At 65.1% G+C, this 15,499-nt stretch carries 14 protein-coding genes; 6 read left to right on the plus strand and 8 right to left on the minus strand.

Translation table 11 applies throughout. The features are described from left to right. Positions 1-26: 26 nt before the first annotated feature. Positions 27-1,034, minus strand: coding sequence for a DnaJ C-terminal domain-containing protein (locus tag ACLJEU_RS16745; protein ID WP_414660369.1), 1,008 nt, complete (start codon positions 1,032-1,034; stop codon positions 27-29). Positions 1,035-1,285: 251 nt separating this feature from the next. Beyond that, positions 1,286-2,146: an alpha/beta hydrolase gene (locus tag ACLJEU_RS16750; RefSeq protein ID WP_414660368.1), complete on the minus strand. Its 861-nt coding sequence runs from the start codon at positions 2,144-2,146 to the stop codon at positions 1,286-1,288. Between the two features lie 194 nt (positions 2,147-2,340). Here ACLJEU_RS16750 and ACLJEU_RS16755 point away from each other — a divergent pair, with 194 nt between their 5' ends. Beyond that, positions 2,341-3,081 carry a carbonic anhydrase gene (locus ACLJEU_RS16755; protein ID WP_414660367.1) on the plus strand — a complete coding sequence of 247 codons (741 nt, stop codon included), beginning with the start codon at positions 2,341-2,343 and terminating at the stop codon, positions 3,079-3,081. A gap of 178 nt (positions 3,082-3,259) precedes the next feature. Here the strand turns inward: ACLJEU_RS16755 and ACLJEU_RS16760 are convergent, their stop codons facing one another. Further along, positions 3,260-5,644: a TonB-dependent siderophore receptor gene (locus ACLJEU_RS16760; RefSeq protein ID WP_414660366.1), complete on the minus strand. Its 2,385-nt coding sequence runs from the start codon at positions 5,642-5,644 to the stop codon at positions 3,260-3,262. A gap of 222 nt (positions 5,645-5,866) precedes the next feature. Here ACLJEU_RS16760 and ACLJEU_RS16765 point away from each other — a divergent pair, with 222 nt between their 5' ends. Beyond that, positions 5,867-6,730 (plus strand): helix-turn-helix domain-containing protein, encoded by an 864-nt coding sequence (locus ACLJEU_RS16765; RefSeq protein WP_414660365.1) that lies wholly within the window; start codon positions 5,867-5,869, stop codon positions 6,728-6,730. Between the two features lie 211 nt (positions 6,731-6,941). Here ACLJEU_RS16765 and ACLJEU_RS16770 read toward each other — a convergent pair whose 3' ends face one another. Beyond that, positions 6,942-8,057, minus strand: coding sequence for an SGNH/GDSL hydrolase family protein (locus ACLJEU_RS16770; protein WP_414660364.1), 1,116 nt, complete (start codon positions 8,055-8,057; stop codon positions 6,942-6,944). 9 nt (positions 8,058-8,066) lie between these two features. Beyond that, positions 8,067-9,251, minus strand: coding sequence for a Gfo/Idh/MocA family protein (locus ACLJEU_RS16775; protein ID WP_414660363.1), 1,185 nt, complete (start codon positions 9,249-9,251; stop codon positions 8,067-8,069). Between the two features lie 509 nt (positions 9,252-9,760). Between ACLJEU_RS16775 and aroA the strand changes: the two genes are divergently transcribed. The 4 genes from aroA (at position 9,761) to ACLJEU_RS16795 (ending at position 12,988) form a co-directional block, all read left to right on the plus strand. Then, on the plus strand, positions 9,761-11,116 hold the full coding sequence (gene aroA / locus ACLJEU_RS16780) for a 3-phosphoshikimate 1-carboxyvinyltransferase (protein WP_414660362.1): 1,356 nt from the start codon (positions 9,761-9,763) through the stop codon (positions 11,114-11,116). Then, positions 11,116-11,787, plus strand: a complete 672-nt coding sequence (cmk, locus tag ACLJEU_RS16785) for a (d)CMP kinase (RefSeq protein WP_414660361.1) — start codon at positions 11,116-11,118, stop codon at positions 11,785-11,787. The genes aroA and cmk overlap by 1 nt, the downstream gene beginning before the upstream one ends. After that, positions 11,784-12,443, plus strand: coding sequence for a lysophospholipid acyltransferase family protein (locus ACLJEU_RS16790; protein ID WP_414660360.1), 660 nt, complete (start codon positions 11,784-11,786; stop codon positions 12,441-12,443). Before cmk ends, ACLJEU_RS16790 begins: the two co-directional genes overlap by 4 nt. 92 nt (positions 12,444-12,535) lie before the next feature. Then, on the plus strand, positions 12,536-12,988 hold the full coding sequence (locus ACLJEU_RS16795) for an REP-associated tyrosine transposase (RefSeq protein WP_414660359.1): 453 nt from the start codon (positions 12,536-12,538) through the stop codon (positions 12,986-12,988). Between the two features lie 51 nt (positions 12,989-13,039). Here ACLJEU_RS16795 and trpS read toward each other — a convergent pair whose 3' ends face one another. From trpS to ACLJEU_RS16810, 3 genes are all read right to left on the minus strand, one after another. Continuing rightward, positions 13,040-14,005, minus strand: a complete 966-nt coding sequence (trpS, locus tag ACLJEU_RS16800; RefSeq protein WP_414660358.1) for a tryptophan--tRNA ligase — start codon at positions 14,003-14,005, stop codon at positions 13,040-13,042. 148 nt (positions 14,006-14,153) lie between these two features. After that, complete coding sequence (locus ACLJEU_RS16805) at positions 14,154-14,834, minus strand: acyltransferase (protein ID WP_414660357.1); 681 nt, start codon at positions 14,832-14,834, stop codon at positions 14,154-14,156. A 116-nt stretch (positions 14,835-14,950) separates the two neighbouring features. After that, positions 14,951-15,370 (minus strand): DoxX family protein, encoded by a 420-nt coding sequence (locus ACLJEU_RS16810; protein ID WP_414660356.1) that lies wholly within the window; start codon positions 15,368-15,370, stop codon positions 14,951-14,953. Between the last annotated feature and the right edge of the window lie 129 nt (positions 15,371-15,499).

Here is a 15,499-nt window from a genome sequence, read left to right on the forward strand (position 1 = left end):
GGGAGCGCCGGCGTCCCTGGGCAACCTCAGGAATCGATCGACCGGGGATCGAATTTCGACACCTTCGCGAGCTGCTCCCAGAGTGCACGCTCTTCGTCCGTCACGGCGGGCGGCACCTGCACGCTCACGACGGCGTAGAGATCGCCTCGCTCGCCCGCCGTGCCGTTCGGCAATCCCTGGCCGCGAACGCGCAACTGGCGTCCGTTGCTGGTGCCCGCCGGAATCTTGAGCTTGATCGCGCCCGACAGGGTCGGCACCGCGACCTTCCGTCCGAGGACGGCCTCCCAGGGCGCGAGCTCGAGATCGTGATAGAGATCCGCTCCGCGCACCTCGAAGTCCGGATGCGCCGCCAGTCGCACGCGCAAATAGAGATCGCCGGCCGGACCGCCGCCACTGCCCGGCCCGCCTTTACCAGGCACACGAATGCGCCGGCCTTCGAGTGCTCCGGGCGGAATGCGCACGGTGAATGTCTCCCGTTCCGCTTCGCCGGTCCGTGGATCGACGTGCTGCAGCGAAATCTTCCGCATCGAGCCCTTCATCGCCTCGTCGAGCGTCACGAGGATATCGCCCTCCACCTCGGCGCCGCGCTCGGCGTACTCCGGCTCTTCAGGCATGCCACCGCGCGTGGTGCGACGTCCGAAGCCCTGATCCCCACCGCCACCGGGCCGACGGCCGCCGCCGAAGAACTGTTCGAAGAAATCGCTGAAGCCGGTGCCGCCAAATTGAAATTCCTGCTCGTCGGCCGGGCTCGGACGCCGCGTGCCGCGCATGCCGCCCGGCTGCGGCTGCTGACCCGCAGCACCCTGCTGCCAGTTTGCACCCAGTTCGTCATACTGGCGGCGTTTCACGGGATCGCTCAGGACTTCGTGCGCCTCGTTGATCTCCTTGAACTTCTCCTCGGCCATCTTCTTGTCCTTCGCGACATCCGGATGATACTTCCGCGCCAGCTTGCGGAAGCCTTTCTTGATGTCGTCCGCCGTGGCGGTACGGGTCAGGCCGAGGATTGCGTAGTAATCTTTGAACTCGAGCGCCATGACCGGAGCATCGCGACCGCAGCGGGCCTTGACGATGAGAATTCGACTCCTGAAACCGGGGCTGTTCCGCCGATCACACCTGGCACGGATGAACAGCGGGAATCGGCCAGCAGACGGCAAGGAACGAGCAGGAAACCATGAATCCAGGAAATGAAGGATACTGAATTCGGCCACCGGGGCACACAAAGAGAAGTTCCTGGGTTCATGGCTTCCTGCTTGGCCCTTTCTCCCAGCACTCGCATATCGTCCCGTTAGTTTCCTGCCTCGCCGAGCGTACGCCGGATCCACGCGATCATCGCCGCTTCGTAAGTCGGATCGAGTTTCGACCACGTGAGCAGACCGTGCGGGCCGCCCTTGATCGTGATCAGCTCGCACGCGACGCCCGCGCTTTTCAGCCGTTTCTGAAACGTCAACGACTGCTGCATGGGCACAGTCTTGTCAGCATCGCCATGGATCAACAGCACGGGCGGCTGGCCGGCGCGCACGCGATTCACGGGCGACATCGCGCGCAGTTGGGTGAGCGCATCGGGCGTCACTTCCCTGGGCCGATCCAGCAGGTGCTGCAACGCGATGCTCAGTCCGCCGCGCTGCGCGAGATCCTGCTCGTGGTCCGTCACGGGCGCGAATCCCACCACGGCTTGCACGCGGGTGTCCGCATTGGAACGCGTGGCGCTGAGCGCGACGAGATGACCGCCGGCGGAATGTCCGACGAGGACGATGCGGCGCGCGTCACCCTTGTACACAGCGGCGTTGGCCTTCACCCAGCGAATCGCCGTCTGGACATCGTCGAAGCACGCCGGCCACCGGTGCTTCGGGGCCAGTCGGTAGTTGATGGAGAACCAGGTGAACTTGGCCGCGGTGAACGGCGCGAACCACGGCGTGATGTCAGCCCCGTTGCCCGGCTTGTCACTGCCCTGTTTGTCACCGCTGTCCCAGCCGCCGCCGTGCACGAGAATGGCGACCGGAAAAGGCCCCGCTCCATCGGGCACGCTGGCATCGAGCAGCAGGCGTTCCCCACCCGCCTGCCCGTATTCAATGTCGCGTTGAAGTTCAGCCCGCGCCGCGAGCGCCCACCCTGCGACTACAACTACCCCTGCGAGCAACGCCTTCATGCTCATGAGGCTTTCGTGGCTTCGTCCTGCGCGGCAAGCGCGAAACCTCGGCTCGCCACAAGGAACCGACGGCCCACCTCCGCTGGGCAAATCCCGTACGTGTCGACCGCCGCTGCCGGCCGGTTTTCCCGCGGCGAAAGCCCTGAAGTTCAGGCCGTGGCGGGTCGTTCTCGGGAGAAGGTCTGTCCACACCCATGCATATCCCCGGAAAAGCCACGTTGCTCCTTCTCGTCGCCTGCCTCCCGGCCGGCCTGATCGCATCCGACGCGAAGGACGCCAAACCGAAAGTCAGCGCCGACGCCGCGCTGCAATTGCTGATGGCGGGCAACGCCCGTTTTGCCGCCGGCGGCCTGCTGCATCCGGATCAGAGCGTCAGCCGGCGCACGGATCTCGCCAAGGGGCAGAAGCCGTTCGCCATCATCCTCACCTGCGCGGACTCGCGCGTGGCACCGGAAATCTATTTCGACCAGGGCCTCGGCGACATTTTCGTCCTGCGCAACGCCGGCAACATCCTTAACGATCACACGATCGGCTCCATCGAGTACGCCGTCGAACATCTCGGCGCCGGCCTCATCATGGTCATCGGTCACTCCAAATGCGGAGCCGTGAGCGCCGCCGCTGCCGGCGGTCATGCGCCCGGCCACATCCAAAGTATCGTGGAATCCATTGTACCCGCGGTGAAGGCTTCGGAGGAGGAAAGCGGCGACAAGGTCGAGAACGCGGTGCGCGCCAACGCCCGGATGGTGGCTGCGGCCCTGCGGTCGTCGGATCCGATTCTGAGCGAGGCTGCCAAACACGGACACATCAAGGTGGTCGCCGCCCGCTACGACTTGAGCTCCGGCAAGGTGGAAGTGTTCGACGACGCCAAGGCACCCGCACATGCGACGGTGGCGCACGCCGCCCACGCCGCGCCGGCCGCCGGTTCTGCGCACTGAGCGCACTCACCCACTCCGGCGCCCGGCGCGGCGCGGCGGTGAGAGCAGATTCAACACTGCTATATTTGGCCGCAGGGTGGCTACGAGCGCCAGCGAGTGGAGATCGTCCACCCGCTGGCGCTCGTAGCCACCCTGCTACCCACCATCGCAGGACCCGGGGACGCGGCTTGAAACCGTTTTAGAACGACGTCGAAAACCGCAGCTCGAACGTCCGCGGCGCGCCGAAGTGGAAGCGTTGAATGAGATATCGTTCGTCGGTCACGTTTCGCACCGAACCCGACACGCCGTACCTCACGCCCCCGAGTTCGAAGCGGCCGCCAAAGCTGACGTCACCCACGGTATAGGACTGCAGCCGCCAGCCTTCCACCAGCCGGCCGCCCGTAAACGTGGTGGTGTTGATGAAGGTCGTATAGTCGATCACGTTGTAGGTGTCCGATGTCGCGCGGTTGCCCACAAAGCGAAACCCGCCACCAATCCAAAGCCCCTTGACGCCGCCGACGCTGCCGAGCTCTTGGCGAACCCACAGCGACGTCGTCCGCTTCGGCGCATTGGCGAGCTGGTGACCTTTGCGCGTAAGCTGCGGCTGCCCGCTGACGGTGACGAAGTCCGTCGCTTCCAGCACAAAGGCATCGATGTTCGCATAGCCGAGGATCACCTGCGTGGTCTTGAACGGACGCAGGCGCAAATCGACATCGAAGCCTTCGCTGCGTTGCACGCCACCTTGATCCGCGGGATTGAAGGTGAGCCCGGGCGCCTCGGGATCCGCGCGGGCCGCGAGAATCCGGATGATGTTCGCGTTGTCGATTTTGAAGACGGACGCGGTGAACGAAACGCGGTTGTCCATCAACTCGCCCTTGATTCCGATGTCGTAGCCCTCGCCCTTGCCCGGCGTGGGCATGAAACGCGTGCCGTCCTCGCGGCGCTGCTGCGTGAGGAAGAGATTCACGACCGACTCGGAATACTGGGCGAAAAGCGAGAGCCTTTCCGTCACCTTGAAGAGCAGGCCAACCTGCGGCGTCTTGAAGGCCGGCAGCTCCGCCTGGCTCCAGACGGGCACCAGCGCCGCACCCGTCACGCTTCGTTTCGGGCCGTGGCCGTCGGATTTGAACTTGTCGATGCGATAGCCCAGCATCGTGCGCAGCCGGCCGCTCCAAAACGAAAGCTGGTTCGTCAGGTACATCGTGTCGAAGCGCGAGCGGCCCATCGTGTCGAGACCGCTCGGATTCGGGCCGGTGACATTCGCCTCCGTCTCCTCGGTGATCCGCCATGTGGAGGGATCGTAGAGCTGCCAGTTCACCGCGGCCCGGCCGCCAAACGCGAAGCCGGGACTAAGCGTCGAGAACAGCGAGCGAAACGTCTCCACCGAACGCTGCACGCCGAAGAGCGTCTGCGAGGCGACACCCTTGACCGAGAAATTGTTCACGAGCTCGGCCTGGTAGTACTCGTCCCACGAACCGCGGCTGGAGTAGGCGTTGAGCTGACGGGCCGACATGCGAATCGGCTGCAGCCAGGGCGACGACGCATAACCGTTGGCGGTCACCAAGCCGATCGAGTCGCCGTTGCGACGGGTGAGTTCCTTCCACGAAGAACTCGTGTAGTTGCCGCGCAGCGTGAGGTACGGCGTGAAGCGATGCACCAGCTCGGCGGAAAACACGGCCATGAAATTATCCATGTAGTCGCCCGCCGCGTGCGTGTTCCAACTCTCGTCGATCGGAAATCCCATCGTCTGAAAATCCATCAGCGGATGATACGGCAGCGCACTCCGATAGCCGTTCATGCTCTTCTTCGTGCGTTCGTATTCGACCGTGATGTAGCTGTCGGGCCGAAACCAATACGTCGCCACCGGATTGAGCACCCAAAGATCCGTGTGCGCCCGAGCCGACCAGGAATCGGAATCCTCGAGCGCACCGACAAAGCGCACCGCGAGCTTCTTGGGAATGACCGGCAGGTTCACGTCAATTTCAGAGCGAAAAAGATCGTAGCTGCCGGTCCGCAGGGTCAGTTCGGTGATGCGTTTGGTGGGCTCGGGCCGCTTCGTCACGTAGTTCACCGATCCGCCGGCAAACGCCGTCCCGTACAGCACCGACGACGGTCCCTTGATCACCTCGACGCGCGCGATGTTCGTCGTATCGACAATCCGGAGTCGGCGAAAGCCGTTGCGATACGGCACGTGCGTGCCGAAGCCACGGAGAGAAAAGCCGGTGGTGTCGCCACCGTTCGTGTCACCCGAGGTCGCCGGCGCCGCGGCGAGGCCGGCGGTGAAAGTCACGATGTCGACGAGATCGGTCGCGCCAATGTCCTTGATGAACTGCTCCGTGAGCACGTTGAGATTCATCGGCAGATTCAACAGCTCGGTCTTGGTCCGCGTGCCGCTGATCGCCGACGGCGCGTAGTAACCGCGATCATCGTCCGCGGTCACCGTGAATGTCGAAAGCTGCACGGCCTCGTCCGATCGCGCCGTGACGGGCGCGGCCGCGTGAGCGCTGAGCGCAGCGCTGGCCAACACGAGGACATGGACCGCCCAGCGGGCCGGCGGCAACGAGGCAAAAGTGGAAACGTACATGGTGGGTTTGGGTGGGAAAGGGACAACGTCGACCGCAGCCCGGGGATGAGCGGGCACGACCGCCGGCGGGAGGGGTGAATCACGTCGCGCGCAGTGACCGCGGCCGGCACGCACATGAACTCCTTGGGTTGGAAGCAGCCCACTCTAGGCGAAAGTTGTCCCTTGCAGAATGGGGCAACTGGGAGAAACCATGTGTTTTCTGGTCACGCTTCGCGTGTCGCCATGCCCCACCCGCTCGATCCCACCGTCAAGACCCGGCTGCTGCTCCGCCCGGTGCAGTCGACGTTCGGCACGATTCGCCTCGGCGGCGTCAACCTGGGCGCTTTCGGCGTTGGCCGTCCGCCCGGCCCGCGACGCACACTCCGCTGCTTCGGCCTGGTGTATTTGTTGAGCGGTTCGGGTCTGTACGCGGACGCCACGACGCGCGTCACCCGCATCGGCAAGGGCGATCTCGTGATCTTCTTTCCCGGTCAGCCGCATCAGTGCGGCACCAAGCTCGGCGAATTCTGGGACGAACTCTGGTTCGAGTTTGAAGGCCCGGTGTTCGATGTGATGCGCGACACCCGCGTGCTGAATGCGCGCCGGCCCATCCATCACACGCACGATTGTGATCACTGGTTTCGTCGCTTCTTCCAGATCATCCCGCCCATGCACCTGCGGGCCAAGACACCGCCGCAGGTGACCGTAAGCCGCTTTGCGTCGGTGCTCACGGAGCTTCTGGCCGACAGCGACGCCCCGGTGGAAACGCCGGCTCCGCGCGAAGGCTGGATCGACACCGCCTGCGAACTGCTCACCAAGCCCGACACCCACCACAGCCTGAGTCCGGCCATCGTGGCCCGTCGACTGGGATTCTCCTACGAGACCTTTCGCAAGAAATTTCGGGATGCGATCGGATTCTCGCCCGGCCGCTTCCATCTCGACGCCCGGATCGACCGCGCCGCCGACCTGCTCCATCACGGACGCCAGTCGATCAAGGAGATCGCCGCGCAGCTGGCGTTCTGCGACGAATTTTATTTCTCCCGCTGCTTCAAGCGCCGCTTCGGCCAGGCCCCGCGCGACTTTCGGCGCAGGGTTCGCGGCGAGTGAGAATGAATTGGGCAGAGCCCGCTTCCTCGCGAGGGAGACCTCGGTGTTCCGATTTCTTAGCTTCCTGACTTCTGATTTCCATCGTTCCCACGGAGCGGTGAGAAATTCAAAAGCCAGAAAGCCAGGAGGCGGGGAAGTCAGGGCCGACTCCCTCGCGCGCGAGTCGTTGACGGTCCTATTTCCTGGCTTCCTGGCTTCTGAATGTGATCGCTCAACGCGACAGCTCGAGCGCCGCGCGCAGGTAGGGCTCGATGCCTTTGGCGCACAGATAGAATCCCATGGAGTTCGCATGCCGGCCGTCGACGAGGCCGTCGGCATGCTCGCGCGATAGCATCTCCAAGCCGTCGACATGCACGATCCGCGTATCTCCGGCCGCACGGCGGGCCGCCACGAATTCGCGCGCGAACGCCCGCTTCTCGATCTGCCGCCGCCCCGCGTCGCCAGGCAGATCTTCGGACGGGTTGAAGTACGGTCCCGTCACGAGAATCGGCGTGGTCGGATGCTTCGCGCGCAACGTTGCAATGAACCCCGGTAGCGTGGTGCGATAGATCTCCGTCGTGGGATTCGCCCAGTAATCGACGACGAAACACGCCGCGTCGATCTCGGCCACCGCCCGCGCAAGGGCGGGTTCGCCGAAGCCGTTGCCGCTGAAACCAAGGTTGATGAAATCGACGTCGAGCCAGCGTTCGAGCAGCGCCTGATAGGTCCCACCGGCATTCGAGGCCGCGATTCCCTGCGTGATGCTCGATCCATAATAGACGACGGGCTTCGCTTTCGCGTAAGGTTTCGCCGGCCAGACCGACGCCCCCGGCTGCAGCACAATCTCCTTGATGGCGAGCGGCCGGCCATACGGCAGATAAAGCGTGATCTCCCGCCGCGTGCGCTCCCGGCCCGTTTCCCACTCCTTGCGCAACTGGCCGCGCGCATCCGGCGCGGCGCTGCCGCGATACCCGCGGTCCACATAGAGATCGACGCCGGCACTGCCGAACGCCGTCACGTGCGCCGCCGCCCCTGCCGTGGCGCCCGTCGCCACCACCCCGACGACAGCCGAATCCGTGGCGAACCGCAGCCGCACGCCGGCCGGAACTTGGGCGAGCGCCCACACTTTGGGCGGCATCTCCGCTTTCAGTCGCGCCGGCAAACGCATCCACGCCGGCCGGTCCTCCGCGTACCAACCGAGTCCGTGCACGGCCACGCGGGCGTCGTCCGGCTTGAGCCGCAGCGCCGCGGGATCGTCGTCGACCGCCGCGCGGGCGAACCCAGCCAGACTCACGGCCACCAGCGCCACAAATTGTCCCCAGCGACTCGCAGGAAATTTTGGATACATACGCAACGACTAGAGCCGCTCCAACGGATGCGCGCGATCTTTCAGCGGCAGCTCGACCCGTCCGCGCGAGAGGCCGGCGGCGAACACCGCGTGAATCAGCTCGAGCGATTTCATCGCCGCCTGCCCGCTGCAGACGGGTTCGCGTTGCGCTGCGATGGCCTCGAGCCAGTCGTCGACCACGCGCCGATTCGCGGCTGGAAAACCCCGATCGATCGGCCCGGCTCCGACGGCCGCGGCATCGACCAGCGGACGCCATTCGCGCGTCTGGCCGCGTGCCGACATCGGCGTTTCGTGCAGCACGAACGCATCGGTCACAACGTCGTTCAGCAAACGCGCCCGCCCTTTCGACCCGATGAACTCGATGCCCCACGGTCCGGCGGTTGCGGCGGCGCGCGCGCGGCTCGTGTAGTGGACGTTCACCCCGCGGGGCAGGGCGAACAGCGCCTCGATTTCATCGCCGGCCACGGGACCGATATCCTCGGCCACGGTGCGCGCATCGGCCCGCGTGATGTCACGCCCGCCGTGCAGCACCCGCGCGCTGCACCACGCGGGATCGCCGGCAAAAAATCGCACGAGATCGAATTGGTGCGTCTCGAGCACGAGCAGATCCTCGCCGCCCGCGCGCTTGTCCTGTTTACCGTGCACGCGAATCTCGAGGAGGTCGCCCATCACACCGGCATCGAGCTGGCGTTTCAGCAACAGCGTCGCCGGCGCAAGCCGGCCTTGGTGCGCCACCGCGATCCTGCGTCCAGACCGTTGCGCCTGCGCGAGTACATCGTCCGCCTCGGCGAGCGTGCGCATGAAGGGTTTCTCACAATACACGTGCGCGCCGACCGCGAGCGCGGCGCTGACCATCGCATGATGCTGATCCGTCCAGCGCGGCGCCACGCACACCAGCTGCGGTCTTTCCTTCACGAGCATCTCGCGGTAATCCGCATAGGTGCGTCGCGCCTTCACCCGTTCCTGCACCTTGGCGCGGCCCGCGGGATCGGGATCGGCCAGGGCGACCACGTCGATGCCGGGCCGATCGGCGAACACCAACTCCATCGCGTGGCCGAAATTGCCCCGACCGGTATGGCCGATAACGGCCGCAGTCAGGGGCGTTGCCGGCGCCGCGCGAAGGGCCGCGGCGCCTGCGGCCAGCGCCACGGTCGTCAGGCCGGCAGCCTGTTGAAGAAACTCACGACGCTGCATGCACGAGAGGGGTTGACCTGAAGCCAGATGGCACCCGCGCGCGCGGTCAAGCCGCTGAACAGGACCGGGTGAACAGGAAGCCAGGAAACCCGGAGAACGGAGGAATTCAAAAGCCAGAAAGCCAGGAGGCGGAGTCAGCGGATTCCATCGCCTCGCTCGCCGAGTTTTAGCGTCCCGGATCTCTTGGCTTCCTGGCTTCTGAATTCAAAGGATTGCGATCGGAAGAGCGCATTCGGATCCGACGGGGATTTACTGGGACGAGGAATAGAGCAGGAAGCCGGGAAACCCGGAAGGGCGATTCGCGGATCGTGATCGATCAAATTCAGAAGCCAGGAAACCTGGGACGCGAAAACGTGGAGAGCGACGCAATGGAACCCGCGCACTCCGGTTCTTGGCTTTCTGGCTTCTGAATTCCTCAGTCCTCCGGGTTTCCTGGTTTCCTGCTCACTCGGCTCTGCGAGCAGAAACTCCTTGGCGGGCGCGTTCCAGTTCGCGACGCTGGTCCTTCCATGCCGCTGCCCGATGTCCTGCCGATCATGCCCTTCACCCGCCCTGCGCGCGGGGAAGTCGTGCTGCCGGGATCCAAGAGCCTGACCAATCGCGCGCTGCCGCTGGCGGCGTTGTGCGACGCACCCGTGACGCTCTCGGGCGCGTTGTTCAGCGAGGACACCCAACTGATGAGCGCCGCGCTGCGCGAGCTGGGTTTCGCGGTCACGGAAGACGCCGCGCGCAATGAGATTCGCATCGAGGGTCGAGGTGGTGAGTTTCCCGTGGCCGAGGCTACGCTCTTCGTCGGCCTCGCCGGCACGGCTGCACGTTTTCTCACCGCGCTGTGCGCCGCCGCCCCGCGCGGGGTGTACCGCCTCGACGGCGTGCCGCAGATGCGGAAGCGCCCGATGAAGCCGCTGCTCGACGCCCTGCGCACCCTCGGCGCGGACATCCGTTGCACCGGGCAGGAGGGATTTTTCCCGTTGGAAATTCATGCCCGCGGCCTTGCCGGGGGCGCGGTCGAACTCGACGCCAGCGAGAGCAGCCAGCTGCTGTCTGCGCTGCTGATGGTGGCGCCGCTGGCGCGCGGTGACGTGACCGTGACGCTGCGCGGCAGCGTGCGCTGGTCGTACGTCGATATGACCGCGCAGGTCATGCAGGCGTTCACCGCCGAACAAACGTCGCTGATCCAGCGGCGCGACGCGCAGTCGTTCACGATCGCCGCGCGTACCGCACCGTATCATCGCAGCGGCGGCCGCTACGCGATCGAACCCGACGCCTCCGCGGCCAGTTATTTTCTCGCACTGCCGCTGGTGACGAGCGGCCAGCTCAGCCTGCTCGGTGCGCAGGACGCGAAATGCGGCCTGCAGGGCGACACGGAGTTTGCCGACGTCGTGCGCGCCGTGGGCGGATCCGTCACGGCCACGACGCGCGGACTCGACGTGGCATTTGCCCCTGGCGGCGCGCGGAGCGGACTCGACCGCAACTTCAAGGCGATCTCCGACACCTTTCTCACGCTCGCGGCGATCGCGCCGTTGCTGCGCGGCCCGACGCGCATTTCCGGCATTGCGCACACGCGAAAGCAGGAAACGGATCGGGTCGCGGGCATGGCGCGCGAGCTCACCCGCCTCGGGCAGCGCGTCGTGGAAACGGAGGACGCGCTTGAGATTCATCCGCAGCCCGTGCGCGCGGGCGAGCCCATCGAAACCTACCACGACCATCGCTTCGCGATGAGTTTTGGCGTGCTCGGTTGCCACGACCTGAACCGCGACGGCCAGCCGTGGCTCTCGATCAAGGATCCCGCCTGCTGCGCCAAAACCTTTCCGCACTTTTTTGAGTTGCTGGAGCGCCTGCGGCAAAAATCGTTGGCAGACTGATGGCACCCACTCCTTTCATCATCGTTGCCATCGACGGCGGCGCCGCCTCGGGCAAGTCCTCCTCCGCCCGTACGCTCAGCGAACGCTTCCACCTGCTGCACGTCGACACCGGCTCATATTACCGCGCGCTGACCGCAGAGATGCTGCGACGCGGCGTCCCGGCCAACGATCCTGCGGCGGTGCAGGCGGCACTGACGGACATCAAACTCGGGACGCGGGTCGAGGGCCGTTCGGCGCGCATGGAGATCGGCGGACGCGTGGCGGGCGACGAGATCCGCAGTCGCGAGGTCAACGATCACGTTTCGCACTTCGCCGCGATTCCGGCGCTGCGCAACGCCCTGCTCTCCTACCAACGCGGCCAGGCCGAGGTCGCCCGCCAGCACAGCTTTCGCGGCTTGGTGATGGAAGGGCGCGACATCGGCTCGGTGATTTTCCCCGACGCGAACTTCCGCTTTTTCCTGCACGCCGATCAGAACGAGCGCGCGCGCCGTCGCGCCAGCGAAGGCCAGCAGGACTCCATCGCCGAACGCGACCGGCTCGACTCTTCGCGCAAGACCTCGCCCCTCGCCTGCCCGCCGGGCGCGACCTCGATCGACACCACGCATCAGACACTGGTCGAGGTGGTGGAACTCATGGCAACGGCCATCGCGGCCACGCCCGGTTTCGCATGAGCCACGCGTTTCCGCAGGTCGAGATGGAGCCGATCTACGGTTTCTTCCATTTCCTCTCCGTGACGAGCAGCGACATTGCGTTTCGCGGTGAGACGATCGGGGCGGAACACATTCCCCGACACGGAGGCATCCTGATCGCGGCGAATCACGCGAGCCACCTCGATCCCTTTCTGGTCGGCGCGCAGGTCTCGCGGCAGGTGACATTCTTTGCGCGCAAGACGCTGTGGAAACCCGGCTTCGTCTCGTGGTGGCTGAACGCCGTCGGCGTGATTCCCGTGGACCGTGACGGCGGCTCCGACGTGACGGCAATCAAGCGCGTGCTGAACGCCCTGAAGCAGGAGAAGACGATCATCATGTTTCCCGAGGGCACGCGCTCGCCGACGGGCGCGTTGCAATCGCCCAAGCCGGGTGTCGGTCTCTTCGCCTGCCGCGCCCAGGTGCCCGTGGTGCCGGCGCGAATTTTTGGATCGTTCGAGGCTTTTGGCAAAAGTGGTTCGGTCCGGCTCGGCACCCCCGTGACGGTCGTCTTCGGCCGGCCGATGACGCCGCAGGATTACGACGATCCGAAAGCCGGCAAGGAGCGCTACCAGATCGCCAGCGAACGCATCATGGCCCGGATCGCGCAGCTCGAGGCGCCGCCGGAAAAAGTCATCTAAACGATCGCGGCAGGACGTCCCCACGCTCATCGACCGGGGGGAGTCGAAACACAATAAATGTAGGCGGGGTGCCCTCACCCCGCAGTCATTACATGCATCTGCCCCATCTTGCGCCGTTCCAAAATTGCCCGCTTTGTTTCTTCACGGCGGCTACGGCGCGGCGACAACCGATTCTGGCGTCGGAAACTGTCATGCATGTTCTCCGTGAGGTGTGGACAAAATCAGCGACGGCAGACGGCTGGTTTGTCGGCCGGTTTGTCATCATGCCGGATCACGTCCATTTCTTCGCGATGCCCGCCCTCGAGGCCAGGAGTCGATCCGCGTGGTGCAAGACGTGGAAATCGGTGACCTCGCGGCGTATTTCCGCTGTCACTACCGTGCCACCACCGATTTGGCAGCCTGACACCTTCGACCACATCCTGCGAAACGCGGAATCGTACGCCGAAAAGTGGGAATACGTTCGAGCAAATCCAGTCAGGGCCGGTTTTGTCTCCGTGCCTGAACTGTGGCCGTACCAAGGAGAGATCCATTCCCTCTCGTTTTGAATAAAGCGGGGTGAGGGCACCCCGCCCACATTTACGAAACCGTCATCGCGCTCACTCCAACCCGCTCGCCTGGCGCGCACGCTTGAGCACGACGCGGGCGACGGCCCGCGCGCGGTCGGCGCCTTCACGCAACAGGGCCTCGACGTGATCCAGGTTGGCGGCGAGTTCGGCGCGACGCGCCCGCGCGGCCGCGAAGTAGTTCCAGTAGTGCTCGAACAACGCCTTCTTCAAATCACCGTAACCCAGTCCGCCGACGCGGAGGCGGTTTTCAAAATCCGTCGCGACGTCCGCGGGCGCCACGAGGCGCAGCAGCTGAATCGCGAGATTCTTGTCGGCATCGGGCTTGGGTTCCGCCGGCGTGCGGGAATCCATCACGATGCCCATGATCTTCTTCCGCGTGGCCTTCTCCTCGCCGAAGATGTCGATCGTGTTGCCGTAGCTCTTGCTCATCTTCTGGCCGTCGAGCCCGGGAATCACGGCGATGTCATCGCGAATCTCCGACTCGGGCACCACGAAGGTCTCGCCGTACGTCTGGTTGAACTTGATCGCGATGTCGCGCGTCATCTCCAGGTGCTGCTTCTGATCGCGGCCCACCGGCACCCGGTGCGTATCATAAAGCAGGATATCGGCGGCCATCAGCACCGGATAGGCGAACAGGCCGAAGTTGGGCGAAATGCCCTTCGCGGTCTTGTCCTTGTAGCTGTGCGCGCGCTCGAGCAGGCCCATCGGGGTCAGCGTGCCCAGGAGCCACATGAGCTCGGCGACCTCGGAGACGTCGCTCTGACGCCAGAACACGCTGTGCTTCGGGTCGAGTCCGCAGGCGAGCCAGTCGAGCGCCACGCCGAGCGTGTTCTTGCGCCGCTCGGCTGGATCGAAGAGCGACGTCATCGAATGGTAGTCGGCGATGAAGTAGAAACACTCGCCGCGCGCCTGCGCATCGATGGCCGGGCGCATCGCGCCAAAATAGTTGCCGATGTGAAGCGTGCCGGAAGGCTGGATACCCGTGAGTGTGCGCATGTCGGATCGTGGTCGTTGGTCGTAAAGGGCGTCGGTCGCGTGCCCGAACCGAAAAGACAGAACGATTCCGGGAACGAGAACGAGACCGATTTTCGGGCCGCCGGCGGTAAGGTGCGCCGCCGCCCGCCGGGGCGTCAGACCACCGGCTTCAGTCGCGGCGCGGGATCAGTTTCACCGTGTGCCGGGCGTGCGCAATGGTCGCGGCGGGAATATAGCCGCCAATGGCAATCGCCGGCGTCACCAGCGCGCGCGGTCCGAGCAGCGTGCCGGGATTCAGCACGGCGTTGCACCCGACTTCCGCCTTGTCGCCCAGAATCGCGCCGAACTTCCGCAGTCCGGTGTCGTAGGTGGCGTCGGCGGTCCGGATGACAATCGGCTGCTGATCGAGCCGGAGGTTCGAGCAGATCACGCCCGCGCCAAAATGCGCGCGGTTGCCGAGAATGGAGTCACCGACGTAGTTGAAATGCGGCACCTGCACGCCGTCCATCAGCAGGCAGTTCTTGAACTCGCAGGCGTTGCCGAGCACCGCGCCCTCGCCGACGATCACGTTGTTACGGATGAATGCCCCCGGCCGGATCTCCGTGTTCGCGCCAATCCACACCGGCCCGATGATCGTGGCGTACGGCGGCAACTTCACCGACGGGTGAATCCACACCCTGCCCTCGAGATGCACGCCGGCGGGAACGCGCGGCGTGCCGGGTTCGATCGTCAGGCCAGCCAGCGCCGGCCCGATCTGTTTCAACCACTCCCACGGCGCAACGTCGGGATGGAAGAACGCCGCGAACGGCGCGAGCGAAGCGGGAAGCGCAAAAAAATCGGAGGCCTTCATGCAGGGCGTTCAGGGATGTGAACGCCCATGGGTGAAGATGCGCCGGCCGAAGGCAATCGAAACGATGACGCTTCAACGGTGCGCGCGAAGCGGCCTGCGCTGACGGTGACTCGCGCTCAGCTCTTCGCGCCGGTCGAGGCGTCGACGGAAAACTTTCCGCCGCCCGCGAAGAAGAGTGCAATGAACGCGCCGAGGTAAACGAACGCCAGTTCGCCGTTACCCGGTCCCGCGAGTTTTGCGCCGTGGGCAAACCAGAACGCCGTCGCCATCGTCAGTGCGGCTCCCAGCGCCGCCACGCGGGTGAACAGCCCGAGTACGAGCAACGCCGCGCACAGCACCTCGCCGCCCACCGCCAGGGCAAGACTCACCTTGGTTCCGACGCCCAAGGGATCGGGAAACTTCGACGCCAGGTCCGAAAATCCAATCAGTTTGCCCCAGCCATGCAGCACGAGCATCGCGCCACCGAACCACAGTCGGATAACCAGGAGCGCAAGGTCCGCACTGCGCGGCAGGAAGTTCAGGTGCAGGAATTTCATCGCGGCGAACATGCGCGGCTTCACCGGTTCCGCAAACGGTGGCGGAAAACTTCCGTCGCACGCTCGCACTGCGACCACGGGCACGTTCCGGCGGGAAACCGCCTCCGCCGTTGCATCACGAGCCTTCCC

Source organism: Terrisphaera buseokensis (genome assembly GCF_047521145.2).
GTDB lineage: Bacteria > Verrucomicrobiota > Verrucomicrobiia > Opitutales > Opitutaceae > ER46.

Bases quoted from the DNA above. Each gene is read 5' to 3' on its own strand.
- ACLJEU_RS16745 (WP_414660369.1), bottom strand. From the start codon at position 1,034: ATGGCGCTCGAGTTCAAAGATTACTACGCAATCCTCGGCCTGACCCGT.
- ACLJEU_RS16750 (WP_414660368.1), bottom strand. From the start codon at position 2,146: ATGAAGGCGTTGCTCGCAGGGGTAGTTGTAGTCGCAGGGTGGGCGCTC.
- ACLJEU_RS16755 (WP_414660367.1), top strand. From the start codon at position 2,341: ATGCATATCCCCGGAAAAGCCACGTTGCTCCTTCTCGTCGCCTGCCTC.
- ACLJEU_RS16760 (WP_414660366.1), bottom strand. From the start codon at position 5,644: ATGTACGTTTCCACTTTTGCCTCGTTGCCGCCGGCCCGCTGGGCGGTC.
- ACLJEU_RS16765 (WP_414660365.1), top strand. From the start codon at position 5,867: ATGCCCCACCCGCTCGATCCCACCGTCAAGACCCGGCTGCTGCTCCGC.
- ACLJEU_RS16770 (WP_414660364.1), bottom strand. From the start codon at position 8,057: ATGTATCCAAAATTTCCTGCGAGTCGCTGGGGACAATTTGTGGCGCTG.
- ACLJEU_RS16775 (WP_414660363.1), bottom strand. From the start codon at position 9,251: ATGCAGCGTCGTGAGTTTCTTCAACAGGCTGCCGGCCTGACGACCGTG.
- aroA (WP_414660362.1), top strand. From the start codon at position 9,761: ATGCCGCTGCCCGATGTCCTGCCGATCATGCCCTTCACCCGCCCTGCG.
- cmk (WP_414660361.1), top strand. From the start codon at position 11,116: ATGGCACCCACTCCTTTCATCATCGTTGCCATCGACGGCGGCGCCGCC.
- ACLJEU_RS16790 (WP_414660360.1), top strand. From the start codon at position 11,784: ATGAGCCACGCGTTTCCGCAGGTCGAGATGGAGCCGATCTACGGTTTC.
- ACLJEU_RS16795 (WP_414660359.1), top strand. From the start codon at position 12,536: ATGCATCTGCCCCATCTTGCGCCGTTCCAAAATTGCCCGCTTTGTTTC.
- trpS (WP_414660358.1), bottom strand. From the start codon at position 14,005: ATGCGCACACTCACGGGTATCCAGCCTTCCGGCACGCTTCACATCGGC.
- ACLJEU_RS16805 (WP_414660357.1), bottom strand. From the start codon at position 14,834: ATGAAGGCCTCCGATTTTTTTGCGCTTCCCGCTTCGCTCGCGCCGTTC.
- ACLJEU_RS16810 (WP_414660356.1), bottom strand. From the start codon at position 15,370: ATGAAATTCCTGCACCTGAACTTCCTGCCGCGCAGTGCGGACCTTGCG.